We start from the raw sequence: 16455 nt of genomic DNA on the forward strand, positions 1-16455 counted from the left end.
CGTTCTTCGCGGTTAGTTATTTCTTCAAACTTTCCAAAATCACTTTTGCCGCCCGCCGTCCAGAAATAGTAGCACCTTCCATGCTGTCGATGTAGTCTTGCTGGGTATAACTCCCTGCAAGAAAGAAATTATCTACTGGTGTTTTTTGATTGGGACGATACGCATCCATTCCTGGTGCTTCTCGGTAGAGAGACTGAGCAAGTTTTACCACACTGTACCAAGTCATATTTAACTCTCGTGACGAGGGAAACAGTTCGTGGACTTGCTTGAGGACATGATTTGCGATCGCTTCATTGCTTTGGGCAATAAACGGATCTCCTGGTGTCAGCACTAGTTGTAACAAAGACCCCTGCCCTGGGCGATAATAATCAGCAGGGCTAGTCAACGCCAAATCAGCAAAACAAGAAAAGTCAGCATCGGCTGTGTAGAGTAAATTATCGATTCCAGCCGCATGATTTAGCTGTTTACGTTGCTCTCCATCGTTAAGTTCAGTCACCCAACCATCGAAGCGTAACTGCACTGTAGCCACTGGCACTGCATCCAGCTTATAAATGTTGTCAAATTCTGACCACTTGCGCCACTCGTGGGGTAGGATGCGTTGAATTCCTGGAATATCACAGGCAAAAACGTAAGCATCAGCAGCGATCGTTTCTACTGCATCACCTTGGGCAACTACTATACCAGTGACACGGGTTTGTTCAGCTGACTCTGTAAACTGAATTTCCCGAACTTGCCGACGGGTGTAAACTTTAGTCCCTCTAGCTTCCAAATATTCCAGAATGGGCTTGTGTAAATATTCAGATGGAGAACCTTCCAGCATTCGCAAAACTGAAGCTTCAGTTCTGACTGCAAATAACTGAAATATTGTTAACATACAACGGGCAGACATATTTTCGCAATCAATAAATCCCAATGCGTAGGCGATGGGGTTCCATAACCGCTTAATGCTGCCATTACTCCCACCGTGACTGCGAAACCAATCGGCAAAGCTAACTTTATCTAAGTTGCGAATAGTTTTCATCGCCCCATTGAAGTCTACCAATCCGCGAACTATCGGACTAGTACCTAAAGCGATCGCATTTTGCAGTTTATCCTGCAACGATAATTGGGAAGTCGTGAAAAATGCCTTTAAGCCATTGAAAGGCGCACCTGTAAAGAAGCGAAAATCCAAACCACCAGTGCGCCCCCCTTTATTAATAAAAGTGTGAGTATGTTCCTTGAGACGTAAGTTTTCTAACACCCCCACTTTCTTCATCAAGTCAAATAGTTGGTAGTAGCACCCGAAAAATACATGCAACCCCATTTCTAGATGGTTGCCATCTCCATCAACCCAACTGCCAACTTTACCACCCACAAACGGACGAGACTCAAATATCTCTATTTCACAACCAGCATCAGCTAGATCTACTGCGGTTGCTAGTCCAGCCAGTCCCGCACCTACGATTGCAACGCGCATTCCGTCGTTCCTTTTCAGTTTCTTTACAGATTGTAACTGGGTTGGTGTCGGAATTCGCTACTTAATATCAACTCTACCAACATATCAAGGTATGGCAATGTCGATACTAAAACCTCCTTTTAGTCCCAGCAATTGACCAGACGCGAGAAAAACGCGTCTGTATCAGTTAGACAAATTATTGTCCATCGCGGCGGACTCAAAAAAGTATCGGAGCTATTTTTTTGGTGGTAAAGCAGTTATCTAGTAAGTAGTGAAAGTATGTTCTTACTTGTTTACATCTTTGCCATCATCGGAGATCGGCAAACTTCTAATCAGTTCCCGAATCACATCGGTTGCAGGTCTACCTGTTTGTTGGCAATATTTTTCTAGTTTTTCCGCTTCCTGTGTTGCGAGATTAACTGTTATGCGTTTAACGGCCCATTTTTTATTTGTCATTATCATGCTATCTGCTGTATATCTAGATTGTCGAAAGAGTCTAAGTTAAAGAGGGAACCGATAAGATTATCAGAATTTGTCTCAGGAAACAAGTAATATCATTAATATTAAAAACTGTAGTTTTGTCAAAGGATTCATCATTTTCTAAATAAATCAGAAACTTACACTTTATTTGTTACTATTTTGACAGCAAAAATAGTAGATAGTTCCTTCTGAGGATATTAACCCTATTAACAGCATCAGGAAAGCCTGACAAGGAGCTTTTATAAATGAATTTGAGGACACCTAATGTTGACTCAATCAAGAGTTCTCAAATTATTCTCCATCAAAAGGATTTGACATTCTCTCTTAAGCAAGTTCGCTAAACTCACTTGGTGAGAATATCTGTATAACTGATGAAAAAGAAAGCTATAGAAGCATTATCAAGCTGCAATAGTGGCCTACAGGCTGGTTATAGTGAGATATATAGACCGCTAACAATCACTTAAAAGTGCAAATATCCGTCTGCACCCATTCCTGTAACCAATAAGCTAATATCTGCTTGAACCGTTAAGACTTTTGGCTTACCACGATTAAGCTGATTGCTTTTCTGTAGTAATCTTGCAGTCAATAAAAATGGGATATGACTCAGCTCTCTGAGTGTAAAGAACCATTTGTCTAGAAAAAATTGACAGCATTATCTGTAATTTTACACAGACAAATCAGGATGTGAATTATGTGATGTTACTTGAATGTTGCCGATAATAATATTTTAGTTTCGCTTCATTTTTTTTACACTAAACTACCGTAAAGATACGACTAAAATCTAGACATCTTTCTCCTCACAATAGCGATATAATTTGTTTTTAACTCAGCAGTTTTAGATTAATTGTATTTATCTCTCTAGAGATTAGACAAATTATCTTTAATCTGGATTGCGCTAATAATTCCACTATTACCCGCTTTTTTGTATTTAAAACTAAGAGAAAAAGTACTACCCAAAAAGATTTAACCTACAACCATTATTCATTGGTAAATAAACCTATATAAATGATTACGTGTTTCAATTGTTTTTGCGGTGTATTCATTATAGCTATGATTTATACCCTTTCAAGAAACTTTATCTAGAGACGAAATAAGCTCATTCTCAGACTTTATAAAAAAATTACAAAGCACAAGATATAAGATGAGCTTTTGCTTAATGATATTGATATATAACAAGCTCTTAAGCTCAAAAAATTGTTAAAAGAAAGATTCTGATATTGAAGTGTGTCAGCTAGATTTGATTAAACCGGACTTCGTAAATAATTCTCTAGTAATTTGTACTGATTTATACTGGTAAATCTCCAAATAAAATTACTGGAAAACGATAAGAATATAGATACTTCATGAAATTTAGGTAAAGTTAGCTGCCATCTGGGGTATGTACTAATACAGCTTGGCAAAAATCCAGATCGCATCGCAATTCAAAAGACTTAGGGGAAAATCTTTTTGTCAAAGGTAGACAAACTTCAGCCTGTGCTAAGTGCATCAAAACTAAGTTTTTTTAACTTTACTTAGCACTCAGTAAGGTCACTAGCTCTTTAGCGCTGAGTTTAGTCAATATGCGATGCGAATCGAATATATATCAACTTAATTTCTCATAGCCGTAATTCGACATTAAGGATTACGGCTATTAGTGCAACTATTCCAAGTTAAGTTGGGGCATGAGTTTGAGAGTGCCAATACCTAAATCTTTTGGTGAAAGCGATCGCCCTTCAAACAAAGCCATCATATCCCGGAACTGAGGATTGCCACGGGATGCTCCCGTTAGCCCTTTAGCAATGATTAAGCCACAGTAGCCCTTAGTATTTTTACAGCGTTGATTCCATTTTTTCCGGGCTTCTACATGAACTGGATCTTCATCTAAAAATTCACCAAATAGGAACAATTCGTCATTTTGAGTTTGCAATAAACCGAGGTCGTAGCGATCGCCATCGAAAGGATCGGCACCTGGATTAAAGCAAATTGCTTTCAGTCCACCTGCTGCTTCAATTCTTTCAATTACAGTCTTAGCCTTGGGCCGGGAAGTTTGAATTAAAATTACTGGCAAACCGTCACCCACTTCTTTAATTTCACCAGCTTTATGGTAAGTTACCCCCTTACGGAGGCGATCCAACATTTCCCAGGACACTACACCTAAGCTGAAGAAAGAGTCTTCCGGTATCAAGTCATCTTGCAATGATTGGAAATTTGCAAAGTCAAGGTTGTCAATTTCGTCATCATCACCAAAGCCTGCCATTTCCTCTAACTCTGCTGCTAACTGCGGCATTGTTGAAACTGTCACAGCCACAGATTTAGTTGATTCTTCCAACTGCGGTAGAGAAATGCGATAACGGCGACTGAGGGTAGGGAAGATATCCTCTTGTAAATCGCGACGGCGATCGCGAATAAAGCGGATCAGACTTTCGATCGCAACTAAGATTACTAGTGCTTCTTCGTCATACAAAACAGACCGGAGTCCTTCTAAGGGGTGGATATTACCGAAAGTTGGGTCAATTTCTGATAATGGTAGATCCGCCAAATCACTTTCTTCGTCTTCGTCTTCATCTTCGTCTTCTTCAGCACTCTCAAAGGTGAGAAACAGGCAATCTTGCTTGAGGAATGCTTCTTCTAGATGCTCAGTTGAGTCTTCATCTTGTAAAACTGCGGTACGAAACTGTTTTAAAGATTCCTCTGAGCGATAAAACAAAATCCCATACTCCATTCCCAGCATTCCCATAACTGAGGCATAGAGTGTGCCAACATCCCACTTATTAATTTCGATTGACAAAATTTGCTGTTCTTCCAAAAATTCCCAAGGTGCTGCTTGCCAAATTGCAAATGCTTTTTCTTGCAAGATTTGTGCATACTGTGGGGGTAAGTCGGGGGTTTGACTATCGAGAATGTCAGCGAACCCGCGAAACAGTTCGTCAATTAAAGGCAGTTCTGGTGCATAGTCAATGGCAATATCTAAATCTTGCAGCACCCCCCGCAGGTAAAATTGGATCTCACGGTCTTTGACTACAATTCTTTGGGGTCTTGCAGGTCTTGCTGGACTGTGGGGATGCTCCATTGCTCGCATTAAGGTACGAACTATTGCTTCTGGGCCGATATCTGAAGCTACCACGTCCATTCCTCGAACTACACCTTGGGAGTAATCTACCCAAAGAATGCATTCTCCCTTTTCCTCGGAGTCTGAGTGCTGGTTTGGTGATGACAACGGACGGCGATCGCCCTCCCATACAGAAGGAATTTGCGTTAATTTCTTCAAGCGACGACTGGTAGAGCGATTAAAACTTGTCATAGAGTAAGTTAATCAAAAGAAGCAATTTGGAAGTAAACTTTGGGGGATAGCTAGCCTCGGATTAGGTTTTTATGGCTGCACCTGAAAGATAGTTGCTTCTGGTGACTGCTGCCACGCTTGAACTCCAAAAATACCGAATCTCTAAACACACTGAGTCTCTCAATTCTAGAATAAAAATCTTTGGCTGCTTTTAACGGAGTGTTTACAATTTGGCATCTAACGACTTCTAAGCCGCTAGAATGAATACAAAAACACTAAGGGCAACCCAGAGGCATTAACCAGCCGATATCGGGTAAAGCTTAAACTAATTAAGGAGTTAAAAAAGCAGATGACACAAGCAATTCAGCCTCAACAACGCGGAATTCTGTTGAGCGAAGCCGCATTGCACCAGGTAAAATCCCTCCGAGACAAGCAAGGCACAGATTTCTGCTTACGGGTAGGAGTCCGTCAGGGTGGCTGTTCTGGGATGTCTTACATGATGGACTTTGAAGACACTAGTAAGATCGCCCCAGAGGATGAAGTTTTTGACTATGATGGCTTCAAAATTGTCAGCGATCGCAAGAGTCTGTTATATCTCTACGGTTTAATGCTCGATTATAGCGATGCCATGATTGGCGGTGGTTTTCAATTCACCAACCCCAATGCCAACCAAACTTGCGGTTGCGGCAAGTCATTTGGGGTGTAATATTGTCATTTGTCATTTGTCCCTCGTCATTTGTCGTTTATCATTTGCACGTGCCTATGACTAATGACCAATGACCAATGACTAATGACCAATAACTAATGACTAATGACCAATGACTAATACAGTTGAATCCCTGTTTGATACAGGTTTGGAACGCTATAAAGCTGGAGAGGCGGTAGATTCTTTAATCCCTGTGTTTAAAGAAGTGTGCGATCGCGCTCCGAAAACTAGTGCTGCTTGGATTTGTTTGGCGTGGTTGTATCTACTCGATAACAAACCCAATTTGGCTTACAAAGCTGCACAGAAAGCAGTCAAGTTAAACCCACAAGATCCACAGGCTAGAATCAATATCGCCTTGGCAATGCTGGAAACAGGTCAAAAAGGTTTACGAGAACATGTTGACATAGCACAGCAGCTAATTTTTGTCAATGAAGAGTGGCAGGATGAAATAAAAAATAGTATTGAAGACGGTTTAAGTAGAAAACCAGATTGGCAGAGTTTGAAAAAAGTCAGAAATTGGCTGTTTGAAGAGTGAGAAATTAAGAGTTAGGAGTGAGGAGTTAAATTCAAGTCGGTAATCCTCACTTCTAACTTATCCATCACATAGTTAGCAGTCGTCAATTTTGGGCAAGTGGACACAAGGGTAGATGAAAGATAAATTGTTAAATTGGCTAAACACGATTTTAGTCGCAGATGTTTTTTTGGTTTTGTTTGGTTTTGTTTGGTTAGCGATCGCAGCGATCGGTGACTCTGTAGGAGTAAACTTGGGTTTGGATTTGTGGCATCAACTCTGGCAACCCTTGTTTAACCCAGCGATTGGTATCCTCATGGGCGGTGCAATTCTCAGTGGTATTATCAGTTGGATTTCCAAAAAATTTCTCTCCGGTCAAGAGTAAAGGGATTGGGGATTGGGGATTGGGGATTGGGGATTGGTAATAACCAATAGTTTTCTTCCCCCTACCGCCTGCCCCCACTCTCTTCTAATTCAGAATTTGTCTTAGTGCTGACTGTAAATTAGGATATTTGTACTCAAATCCTGTTTCCACGGTGCGCTTCGGAAGGACTTGCTGACCTTCTAAAACTACTATAGCCCCGTCTCCTAAAAGAGCTTCGATTGCAAAAGCAGGAACAGGCAACCAAGAAGGGCGATTCATTACTTGTCCCAAAGCTTGGCTTAAATCTGCCATCTTGACTGGGTTAGGGGCGGTAGCATTGTATACGCCTTCTATTTCCGGTTTAGTTAAAGCTTGTATAATCAAGTTAACTAAATCGTCTACGTGAATCCATGAGAACCACTGGCGACCATTGCCAATGGGGCCACCAGCGAAAAGTTTGAAAGGCGGAATCATTTTACCTAAAGCACCACCATTGCCTAGAGCAATCCCAAAACGCAGAATTACCAGCCGTACACCAGCATCTTTTACCTTTCTTGCTTCTGCTTCCCAGGCTTGGCAGACTTGGGCAAGAAAATCGTTACCAGATGAGCTTGTTTCATCAAAGGTTGCCGTTTCACTAGTGCCGTAGTAGCCAATAGCCGAAGCGTTAATTAACACAGTTGGGAGGCAGCGCGTTGCGGGGGTTCCCACGCCACTCCCCTCAACGGGGTGGCTCCCCGTTGTAGCGACTTCTGTTTTGGGGTTAGCGTTGGTTATTGCTTCAACTATTTTTTGTGTACCTAACTTTCGGCTATTGAGGATTTCTTGTTTGCGTTCTGGTGTCCAGCGTCCTTCACCAATAGGTTCTCCTGCTAGATTCACTACACCATCACAACTAGCAATGACACTTTGCCAAGAACCAGAGGCGTTTGGTGTGTAGGGAACAATTTCTACATTGGCGAAAGCCTCAGATGGAAAAACCTTTTGAGCAAAAGCGGTGTTCCGAGTTAATACTATTATTTGATGACCTTTCCCGTGGAGTCGTTGTACCAAAAGACTACCGACAAATCCTGTTGCTCCAGTAATTGCTACTTTCATTTTCTATCTCAGCCAAACCTTTATTTTGACACTCCCAGGGCTGTTAAACTCTTCGGTTCGCTCAATTTAACAAAAAGCCGTGAGATTCTTGCTTCATAGGGATTCCAATGAATTTACCCTCTTCCAAGAGAAGACGCGAAGCACGAACAGCAAGCATCTTGACTGTCTACCCGACGGCTGCACACCCTCTATTAAAGACGATGCTGTAATACTCGATCTCAAAACTCAATAACTTTGCTTTTTTAATCACTTTTCGTTTATATGCTTCGGTATTATAGGATGGACGGAGTGTTGCAAGGCGTGGGGCTATTATGGCTCGCTATACGTGTTCGTTTATTCTTTCTGTTGCTAGTGACCATCTCCAGCCGTTACTTGTAGAACTTCTACAGGACTGTCAGTTGGATATTCAATACCACACGGGCGATTACATTATCGCTCGTCAGACTCCTGGTAATGTGCCTTTTCCTAAATTGATCGCAGTAGAAGTATTGATTGATAAATCAAAATCTACTGAAACAGAAACCAAAATGAGTATTGTGATTAAAAATGAAGAATTACCACTCCAACTAGATAATTACTGCCGACAAATGTTTGAATTTATCAAGCAGGCCATTGAAAATAGCCGCCATTGGCATTTGATTGAAAGTCTTGCAGGATAGCTTTGGTAATTGAATTGACAATCCCACGGCTTTCAGCCGTGAGAGTGTCAGAATTTGATTTGTAGTTAGAATTTAATCTCCCAGATCCTCTAAATCCTCGGCCATACCGGGGTTTATTAATGTAATGTCGTACTCGCTCGAATCCGTTTGTCCCAAACGCTGAGTGTTTTTTAAAAGGTAATAAATGGCACGGACTTGAGGTCCAAAAACGATCTCGTCTTCATTTCTGAGATCGTGGGTTGGTATCTTACGTCCATTAATCATCAAACCGTTGGAACTAGCCTTCCCTTTGGCATCGCCATCTACAATCCGGTAATAGTAGCTATGGCTATTATGCTCTCGTGGCAATCTCACTAATGTGGCATGGCGGCGGGAGACAAACTGCGACATCAAACGGATATTACATTCACGGTCTCTACCTATAGAGTAGACGGGTTGCTCTAGAGAAAATTCTTTGCGACCTTGATCGTCTTCAATAATCAGTAGATGGTTTTCATTAGTTTCTGCTGCCATTGACAAATAGGTGGAACTGTGATATGTCAAGATTTGTTTAGTATCGGATTTTGCCATTGTCGCGCACCGTCAGTCTATGGTGCTAATCTAGATAAGCTTTAAAATTGCATAATACCTTGAAAGAGTAGAACTTGGTCATTCTACTCCAGTAGCTATGATAGCTTTTGTCGGTGCTTAAACAGGCTTTGTGATTTGTGTAAGTTTAACAAAATCTGCTAATAACTAATTTGTAGTGACGTTCTCTACAGGCAGTATCTCGTAGAGAACGTCACTACAAATTACGAATTGTTCACTTGAGATCGGAATAACTAAGATTTGTGAGGGGAAATTTTAGATGCAAAAAAGTATTCTAAGGCTGATGAGCTAATCGCCGTAATAATATTGAGTTTGTGACGACGCTAACAGAGCTAAAAGCCATTAATGCAGCAGCACTAGATGGGTTAAGGACAAAACCCAGGCTAGGGAACAAAACACCTGCTGCTAAAGGAATGCCAACTGTATTATATGCAAAAGCCCAGAATAAATTTTGGCGGATTTTTTTGAAGGTGGCGCGACTAAGCTGAATTGATTCGACGACATCGTTTAGGCGATCGCGCATGAGGATAATTTCAGCAGTTTCCATCGCCACATCTGTCCCGGAGTGTAAAGCAATTCCTACATCTGCTTGGGATAAAGCAGGAGCATCATTGATTCCATCTCCGACCATTGCCACAACGGACTGGGGATTGGGTATTGGGGATTGGCTATTAGGCAGAATTTTTCCTAGTCGCCAGTCCCTAGTCCCCAATCCCTCTTTCTGGAGAGACTGGATTGCGGCCGCTTTTTTGGCTGGGGGAACACCTGCGATTACGTCAGTGCTATCTAATCCTAGTTGTTTGGCTATGGCGCTAGCTGCTTCTTTGCGATCGCCACTGAGTAACATTACCCGTAGACCCATCTGGCGCAACTTGTCTACAGTCGATTGGGCATCTGGTCTGAGGGGATCGGAAACAGCAATTAGCCCAGCTAAAGTTCTCCCAACTGCTACGCAAACGACTGTTTTTCCATCCGTTGCTAAATCCTGTGCTAACTGTTGTGCTGTTTCGCTAATGTCAATGCCGTGCCAACTCAACCAGTCCCAGTTACCTAACAATACAACCGTGCCCTCTATTACAGCAGAGATTCCCAATCCTGGTTCCGTGTGAAAGTCTACAGCCTCTGGAATAGATAACTGTTGCCGTAGTGCTTCATGCTGAATCGCTTTTGCTAACGGGTGGTGAGTACCGTTTTCTACAGCTGCTGCTAGTTGTAATAGAGATTGGGAATTCCTAGTCCCTAGTCCCCAGTCCCCAGTCCCCGATCCCTCAATTAACAGACAATCTGTAACAATGGGATTACCTGTGGTCAAAGTGCCAGTTTTATCAAATACTACAGTGTCTAACTGGTGGACTTTTTCTAAAACATCACCACCTTTGATTAACAAACCCCTCTCTGCGCCCATAGCAGTCCCGACCAGAATGGCTGTTGGGGTAGCAAGTCCTAAAGCGCAGGGACAGGCGACAACCATAACTGCGATTGCTAGTTTTAAACTGATTAATAGGGGAGAGTGGGGAACTTCATGTGTAGCGTGACCCATCATTTCCATACCACCAGACATGGTGATATCAGTCCAGATGTGAGTGCCGAAAAAGTACCAAAAGACAAATGTGAATGCAGATGCTGTCAATACTCCGTAGGTAAAGTAACCAGCTACTGTATCCGCTAATTTCTGTACTGGGGCTTTCCGAGTTTGGGCGGCTTCTACTAAAGTGACAATTTGAGCTAGAGTTGTATCACTTCCAGTACGGGTTGTCTGAATAGCGATCGCTCCTGACTGGTTTAGTGTGCCTCCTGTCACCAAATCTCCCGGTTGCTTAATTACTGGTACGGCTTCCCCAGTCAACATCGATTCATCGACTGTTGTTTGACCAACCACGACTTCACCATCGACAGGGATTTTATCACCAGGCAGCACTTTTAACCATTCACCAACCCGCACCTGTTCAGCAGGAATCTCTACACTAGAAGATCCCACTCCGTCTTTTTCTGGGTTAGCAATCAATCGCGCTACCTGTGGCTGGAGTGCTAGCAATTTTCTAAATGCAGCAGCAGCGCGACCTCTAGCTTGTTGTTCTAATGTCTTTCCTAAAATAATAAAGCCCAGCATCATTACTGGTTCGTCAAAGAAGCACTCCCAACCCAATTTGGGAAACAGCAGCGCTACTAAACTAGCAATGTAGGCTGTCAGCGTTCCTAATCCGATCAGAGTGTTCATGTTAGGCGCATTTCGCCTCCAGCCTAGCCAGCCGTCTACTAAAATCGGGCGACCGGGAATTAATAGCGCCACTGTCGCCAGTCCACAGTGAAACCAGATGTTATTTAGCATTGGCAGCACCGAGCTACCAAGATTACCAAAATGTCCACTTCCCGACAATAACAGCAATATTGCAGCGATCGCCAACTGCCTTAAAGAAGACTGCATTTCTCGGCGTTGTCGTTCTGCTGGGTCTGATAAGGTAGACATCTCGCCTACTATGCCCCTGGCTTTTCGGGGTTGAGTCGGGAATCCAACGGCTGTTAATCGCTGTGCTAGTGCATCTGCATCTACCGCACCGGTTTCTGACTCTACAACTGCTACTTCTGTGGCCAGGTTCACACAGGCACTCTTGACTCCTGGATGTTGGGTTAGCTGTCGTTCTACCGCATTCACACACCCAGCACACTTCATGCCCCCAATATCGAGAATAATTTTCTCTAGGATTGGGTCAAGTTCTGGGCCTAGCTTAGTTTTTGGGACAAGTTGCATGGCTTGTGTTTAGATTCGCTACAGAAATTCAACGCCTGAAAAAAAGCGTCTCTAATTTGAGCGTAGGCGAAATATGGAACTACGACTGTATGTCAACCCTATTAAATTTCTTAATTTATCGTACTTTGCTGAAGGTCAATGACGGCTCCAGCGTAAATAAGTCACATAGATAATAGCTACCACTTGCATTGGCGCGATCGCAATCAGGCTTTTTAAGAAATAGTTGATTTCCAAATGAGACATAACGCTGAAATACCCTATGCCCAACAAGAAGAACATTGCCGAGTTAAGCTGTTTAGGTTTGAAAATGAGCATATCAATAAAAATAAATAATCAGAAGTAGAAGTGGCGTATACCTACTGCTATCTTCTGCAATAACAGCCTTTTTACACTAGAACCAGCCCTGTTTATTCACAAAGTATGTATTTACAAATTCTTCAGGGGACTTATTCAAGTAGATCATGCCTTCAATTAAACCCACAAGTAGCATAATTACCAAGGCAATGCCGTAGGTAAAAGAACCCCCGACTACAGAAATCACCAACATAATAAAGCCTTCTGGAGCGTATCCTAGAATAAATTTATGAACCCCAAATCCTCCCAGGATAATGCCACAGTAACCAGCTAGAAGTTGTTTGGTAGGGTGAGTGGGGTTGAGATTTGCCATATTAAGTGCTGCTCCTTGGTAAGTGAGGTAGAAACATAAAGTCTTTAGTGGCGTAAAAGTAAGTATAGTTACTCACCTAATAAATAGATTTTTAATTTTTCAGTACAAGTAAGCCCCAAGACAAATAGCCAAAATCAGCGTACTTATACTTAGAGGGAACGCTAAAATATTTTGCGGCATAGCCTGAAAATCTGGCGTTCCTTAATAAATTTTGCTGGATTTGACGATCGCAAACCCTAGTGCAGCAGTTTTGCAGATTTTTAGATCGGACATTTTTCTTGAGAAGAATGAACCTCAAGAATCAGCAAAAACTACTACACCACTTTTTACAAGTCCATCAGTATTATTTCCGGATTTTTTTCCGATGGCTTCCAGTGGGCGTAAAATACTATTGCACCAATGATGAAACCAGTTATTGGCTAAAATCATTCGGATGAGAATAAATGCTTAACTAGATATTTTGATTGTCTATGTTAACAGCATTCTTTAATTTGCTTTTGTCATTATCTGACATTGGCTTTTCAGGTAGTATTTATGCTTGTGACCAATTATAACTAGAAAGTTGTTCTTACATAAGCAGATAAAATCAGATATTTATAATTTTGGCAACAGTAGTAATTTAGTGTTAATTACTACCCAAAACAAACAGACTTAATAATGTACCACTATTCCAGAGGCTGTGGAGGAGCATAGGAGCAAGGAGGTTGCGCGATCGCGTGTAAACGACCCCTAAAACAATCCCTAATGCTGTCAGGGGAAGAATTTCTGACAAGCTGAGGTGAGCGATCGCAAACAACAAACTACTGATCAGAATCGATCCCCATACGGGTAAGTAGCGAGTTAGAGAGGGTAACAAAAAGCCGCGAAATAGGATCTCTTCAAAAAATGGAGCTGCGATCGCGGCTGTAGAGAAAAATATGCCCAGTGCTATACCATCTCGGCTTTCTAGAGCTAGTTGCAACAGGGGGTTACTACCACCCTGTCCTTGCCATAGCTGTTGATTAATCAAAGATACCACCACAACTATAGGTAAAGCCGTGCAATAGCCTCCCAGTCCCCACCAAAACCAGTTATCTTGAAAACGGAAGCGAAACCAGAATTCCGGTAACGGGAAAAACGGCTTAAGAGAGAAATACAGCACTAACAGTGCACCTAACGCCACCAATAGGTAACTAAGCAAAACAGAAAACGCCTGAAGTCGGACATCAACAATAGGACGCGGGATGGGTAACACCGATATCACCAAGGGCACAAAAATTTGCCCCATAAAGAAAAAGCCTACAATAAAAACCTGCAAAACTGTTTCACCATCCCAAGGCGTTGACCAAGGGACATCAGCATTTTGAGCTAATAACGAGGTTTTTCCTTTCAAAAAGCGTTGAGCAAATAATAAAATCAGCAGTATTAGACCAATTAAAGCTGCCAAGGTGGGAATAGTCCCAATAACGGCTAATTTCAACACTGCTTGAGCCGCAGACTCCTGTTGTGCAGCTTTAACTGCTGATAAAGCGTCTTCTCGTTGCTGGAGTTGGTATAGCTTAACCAAAGCATTTGAGCGAAACCAACCTTCTAAATTCTTTTGAATCCGTTCTTGAGCATTTTGCAGCAGACGGGGAGGATTGCTCCACAGTCCACTTAATACAGAGGCCGTTTCCCCAAATTCTGGATTGATATTTGAGCGTTGTTGTAATTCGCTCCAAGTTTTGAGGGCTGTATCCGTTTGTCCTTGCTGTGCTTGTAAAATTCCCAGGCGCAAGTCTAATTCAGCCAGTAATTTCTGGAGTTGTTTGAGGGACTGCTGTAACTGTTTCTGTCCCTGTTTAGAAGTTTTAGTTGTGGGAGGAGCGTCAGGTAAAGGTTTCGGAAGTGTGGGAGTTATTTCAGGTTGAGAGCTTAATTGTGCAAGTTTGCTATTAACTTTGTCCAAATTAGCTTGAACTGATTGACGCGCCTCTTCATACTGCTTTGTGGAGCTTTCCAGAGGTTGATTGCCAAGTATCGCTTCCCGAATCGCCTGGAGATTGTCATCGCTGCTATCTTTTGATTGCCAAGCTTGGGCTTGGAGAGCAATATTAGTTTGGTATAATTCTAGGCGACTTTGGAACTGAGGTTCTTGCCAACTACTGAATAAAGACGAAACTGCCAACAGAACTGCGATCGGTGTCAGTATAAAAATTAAAATTAACCGCTTGAGTGTCATCTATCCCCCTTTGACTAACAGTGGAGAGCGCGTCCCCCTTGGGAATTATCGCAATAAAAAGTCAGAGGTGGATAGATATCATCAATATTATAAGTTTGCGATGAATATGCGTAGGCATAGCCCGTCGTAGACATCCCACCCACCATGTTAAATTACAACCCATTGCACTGCTTACCCTCCGCAGAGGATCTGCCCGATTCTGACGATCAACCTGTGGATAATCAACTACAACATTTAATTCCTGGTTTGTTAGAAGTCATCTTAGCTTGGCTGTGGGCTAGCCGCGTGGATTGGTTTTTTGGTGTTGATATGGGGATATATCCAGATTCTTTGAGTTGATTTAGGCAGCTTTAGTATAGATTTTTTACCACAATTAGGAATTCGTGATGATGCACAAAAAAAAGTTGCGCTTATTGATGTGGTTTGGCTGAGTGGTGATAACCAGATTACAGCAGCTTTCGAGGTTAAATGTACTACGTCTATTTACTCAGATTTATTAAGAATGGCAGATTTAGTTGCTCTTGTTCCAAATTTCAATTTTCCACTTTATGTAGTAGTTCCTCAGTCACGTGTTGAAAAAATTAAAAAGGAATTATCTAGACTTAGCTTTTAGGCTCTTAAGATGAATAAAAAATGTAATTGGATAGTGCTTGAAGATTTAGTTCAAGAATGGGAAGCTATTATGAAGTATGGCACAGAATTAGATGCTATTAATAGATTATCTAATAATCTAAATAAAATTAACAATTAAATTTAATCGTATACATTGTTTAGACCAACTTAGCTAGTAATTAGGTTGATGAATGAGGTAGACTTTATTCTAACTTCTCCCTTAGCCAAGCGCGAAAAGATTTGAGCAAAGCAATTTCTCCCATACTTTTACTCTGCTCAATAAATCTGCTTATCTCACTCACCGATACTATAGGAAAGGCAATACTAAACTTACACTCAACATATTCTCCCTCTATTAGCTGATAAAATTTTAAATCCTGCCCATCATATCTCCAAAGTTCAGTTACACCCAACGCTGAATAAATCCCCAATTTGTTAACGGAACTGCTGGTAATATCAATCTCAATTGCTAAATCAGGTGGAGGATCGTTTTCTAAATTGAGCGTCATCCTACCTCTGACTCTCAATTCAGTTTGTATGTAATAGCAAATATCTGGTTCTATTCCCCGCTTTAATATTTTCTGCTTCAGTGTTGTAGAACCAGCACTTTTAATTTCTACTCCCACTTGTTCAGCTAAAGCAAATATAAAACGGTCAAATTGAATTTTGGGATTTTCGTGTTCAAAAAGTGGAGTCATGATTTCTAAAACACCGCAGTCATAAGCAAATCGAGAACCTCTATCTTCACCTGTATCTCTCAGCAAGGCTTCAAAGGTTTCCCAGCTAACATTGTGTAAGACTGTTCTTTGTTCTGCAAGGGTTGACTTGACAAGCATATTACAATACTTTTTCCGTCACAATAGTAGATAAAATCCCGATAACTTTACCTATGTTATTAATATAATACTCGCTTAAGTCAATTTCAATCACTTGCCCAATGAGCTTTAAAAACTTCCAGTTAGTTCCAGTGGTAACAGTTCCATAAATTGCCTGAATGTTATTACCCTCACGTTCATTAAACAATTTAGCTGCTAATACCAATTTTATATGAAGCTGCATATAATGGAGAAAACAAACTCGATAAATTAAAATAACCATGAGCCGCCCTTTTAGGATTGAAATCACAG

Annotated in this window: 13 protein-coding genes and 2 pseudogenes; 5 read left to right on the forward strand and 10 right to left on the reverse strand. The window is 41.6% G+C overall.

The annotated features are described in order from the left end of the window. Positions 1-16: 16 nt before the first annotated feature. The 3 genes from zds to V7K42_RS22720 form a co-directional block, all read right to left on the reverse strand. On the reverse strand, positions 17-1456 hold the full coding sequence (gene zds, locus V7K42_RS22710) for a 9,9'-di-cis-zeta-carotene desaturase (protein ID WP_334919556.1): 1440 nt from the start codon (positions 1454-1456) through the stop codon (positions 17-19). A 264-nt stretch (positions 1457-1720) separates the two neighbouring features. Continuing rightward, a complete protein-coding gene (locus V7K42_RS22715) occupies positions 1721-1897 on the reverse strand; it encodes a CopG family transcriptional regulator (RefSeq protein ID WP_181154351.1) in 177 nt (58 codons plus the stop codon). Between the two features lie 1657 nt (positions 1898-3554). Beyond that, entirely contained in the window at positions 3555-5195 is a 1641-nt protein-coding gene (locus tag V7K42_RS22720) for a DUF6930 domain-containing protein (protein ID WP_334919557.1), read from the reverse strand. A gap of 328 nt (positions 5196-5523) precedes the next feature. On the opposite strand from V7K42_RS22720, the gene V7K42_RS22725 reads away from it, so the two are divergent. From V7K42_RS22725 to V7K42_RS22735, 3 genes are all read left to right on the forward strand, one after another. After that, positions 5524-5880, forward strand: a complete 357-nt coding sequence (locus V7K42_RS22725; protein WP_334919558.1) for an iron-sulfur cluster assembly accessory protein — start codon at positions 5524-5526, stop codon at positions 5878-5880. Positions 5881-5992: 112 nt separating this feature from the next. Next, positions 5993-6415, forward strand: a complete 423-nt coding sequence (locus tag V7K42_RS22730; protein ID WP_334919559.1) for a tetratricopeptide repeat protein — start codon at positions 5993-5995, stop codon at positions 6413-6415. Between the two features lie 112 nt (positions 6416-6527). Further along, positions 6528-6776: a hypothetical protein gene (locus tag V7K42_RS22735; RefSeq protein ID WP_334919560.1), complete on the forward strand. Its 249-nt coding sequence runs from the start codon at positions 6528-6530 to the stop codon at positions 6774-6776. Between the two features lie 84 nt (positions 6777-6860). Here V7K42_RS22735 and V7K42_RS22740 read toward each other — a convergent pair whose 3' ends face one another. Continuing rightward, positions 6861-7853 carry a TIGR01777 family oxidoreductase gene (locus V7K42_RS22740; RefSeq protein ID WP_334919561.1) on the reverse strand — a complete coding sequence of 331 codons (993 nt, stop codon included), beginning with the start codon at positions 7851-7853 and terminating at the stop codon, positions 6861-6863. A 311-nt stretch (positions 7854-8164) separates the two neighbouring features. On the opposite strand from V7K42_RS22740, the gene V7K42_RS22745 reads away from it, so the two are divergent. After that, entirely contained in the window at positions 8165-8512 is a 348-nt protein-coding gene (locus V7K42_RS22745; RefSeq protein ID WP_094346517.1) for a hypothetical protein, read from the forward strand. A gap of 72 nt (positions 8513-8584) precedes the next feature. On the opposite strand, the gene V7K42_RS22750 is transcribed toward V7K42_RS22745, so the two are convergent. From V7K42_RS22750 to V7K42_RS22765, 4 genes are all read right to left on the reverse strand, one after another. Further along, positions 8585-9082 (reverse strand): FHA domain-containing protein, encoded by a 498-nt coding sequence (locus V7K42_RS22750; RefSeq protein ID WP_334919562.1) that lies wholly within the window; start codon positions 9080-9082, stop codon positions 8585-8587. Positions 9083-9374: 292 nt separating this feature from the next. Beyond that, a complete protein-coding gene (locus V7K42_RS22755; RefSeq protein ID WP_334919563.1) occupies positions 9375-11849 on the reverse strand; it encodes a heavy metal translocating P-type ATPase in 2475 nt (824 codons plus the stop codon). Positions 11850-12240: 391 nt separating this feature from the next. Beyond that, positions 12241-12516, reverse strand: a complete 276-nt coding sequence (locus V7K42_RS22760; RefSeq protein WP_334712193.1) for a TM2 domain-containing protein — start codon at positions 12514-12516, stop codon at positions 12241-12243. 625 nt (positions 12517-13141) lie between these two features. Then, positions 13142-14716, reverse strand: coding sequence for a CPBP family intramembrane glutamic endopeptidase (locus tag V7K42_RS22765; RefSeq protein WP_334919564.1), 1575 nt, complete (start codon positions 14714-14716; stop codon positions 13142-13144). A 144-nt stretch (positions 14717-14860) separates the two neighbouring features. Here V7K42_RS22765 and V7K42_RS22770 point away from each other — a divergent pair. Beyond that, positions 14861-15043: pseudogene (locus tag V7K42_RS22770) on the forward strand (hypothetical protein); the annotation flags it as partial. 488 nt (positions 15044-15531) lie between these two features. On the opposite strand, the gene V7K42_RS22775 reads toward V7K42_RS22770, so the two are convergent. Both V7K42_RS22775 and V7K42_RS22780 read right to left on the reverse strand, forming a co-directional pair. Then, the gene (locus V7K42_RS22775; protein WP_334919565.1) at positions 15532-16164 is read right to left on the reverse strand and encodes a Uma2 family endonuclease; all 633 of its coding nucleotides are present in this window, start codon (positions 16162-16164) and stop codon (positions 15532-15534) included. A 1-nt stretch (position 16165) separates the two neighbouring features. Further along, a pseudogene (locus tag V7K42_RS22780) lies at positions 16166-16455 on the reverse strand (hypothetical protein); the annotation flags it as partial.

Source organism: Nostoc sp. (genome assembly GCF_036917455.1).
Lineage (GTDB): Bacteria > Cyanobacteriota > Cyanobacteriia > Cyanobacteriales > Nostocaceae > Nostoc.

Bases quoted from the DNA above. Each gene is read 5' to 3' on its own strand.
- V7K42_RS22715 (WP_181154351.1), bottom strand. From the start codon at position 1,897: ATGATAATGACAAATAAAAAATGGGCCGTTAAACGCATAACAGTTAAT.
- V7K42_RS22750 (WP_334919562.1), bottom strand. From the start codon at position 9,082: ATGGCAAAATCCGATACTAAACAAATCTTGACATATCACAGTTCCACC.
- V7K42_RS22735 (WP_334919560.1), top strand. From the start codon at position 6,528: ATGAAAGATAAATTGTTAAATTGGCTAAACACGATTTTAGTCGCAGAT.
- V7K42_RS22740 (WP_334919561.1), bottom strand. From the start codon at position 7,853: ATGAAAGTAGCAATTACTGGAGCAACAGGATTTGTCGGTAGTCTTTTG.
- V7K42_RS22765 (WP_334919564.1), bottom strand. From the start codon at position 14,716: ATGACACTCAAGCGGTTAATTTTAATTTTTATACTGACACCGATCGCA.
- V7K42_RS22755 (WP_334919563.1), bottom strand. From the start codon at position 11,849: ATGCAACTTGTCCCAAAAACTAAGCTAGGCCCAGAACTTGACCCAATC.
- V7K42_RS22720 (WP_334919557.1), bottom strand. From the start codon at position 5,195: ATGACAAGTTTTAATCGCTCTACCAGTCGTCGCTTGAAGAAATTAACG.
- zds (WP_334919556.1), bottom strand. From the start codon at position 1,456: ATGCGCGTTGCAATCGTAGGTGCGGGACTGGCTGGACTAGCAACCGCA.
- V7K42_RS22730 (WP_334919559.1), top strand. From the start codon at position 5,993: ATGACTAATACAGTTGAATCCCTGTTTGATACAGGTTTGGAACGCTAT.
- V7K42_RS22775 (WP_334919565.1), bottom strand. From the start codon at position 16,164: ATGCTTGTCAAGTCAACCCTTGCAGAACAAAGAACAGTCTTACACAAT.
- V7K42_RS22745 (WP_094346517.1), top strand. From the start codon at position 8,165: ATGGCTCGCTATACGTGTTCGTTTATTCTTTCTGTTGCTAGTGACCAT.
- V7K42_RS22725 (WP_334919558.1), top strand. From the start codon at position 5,524: ATGACACAAGCAATTCAGCCTCAACAACGCGGAATTCTGTTGAGCGAA.
- V7K42_RS22760 (WP_334712193.1), bottom strand. From the start codon at position 12,516: ATGGCAAATCTCAACCCCACTCACCCTACCAAACAACTTCTAGCTGGT.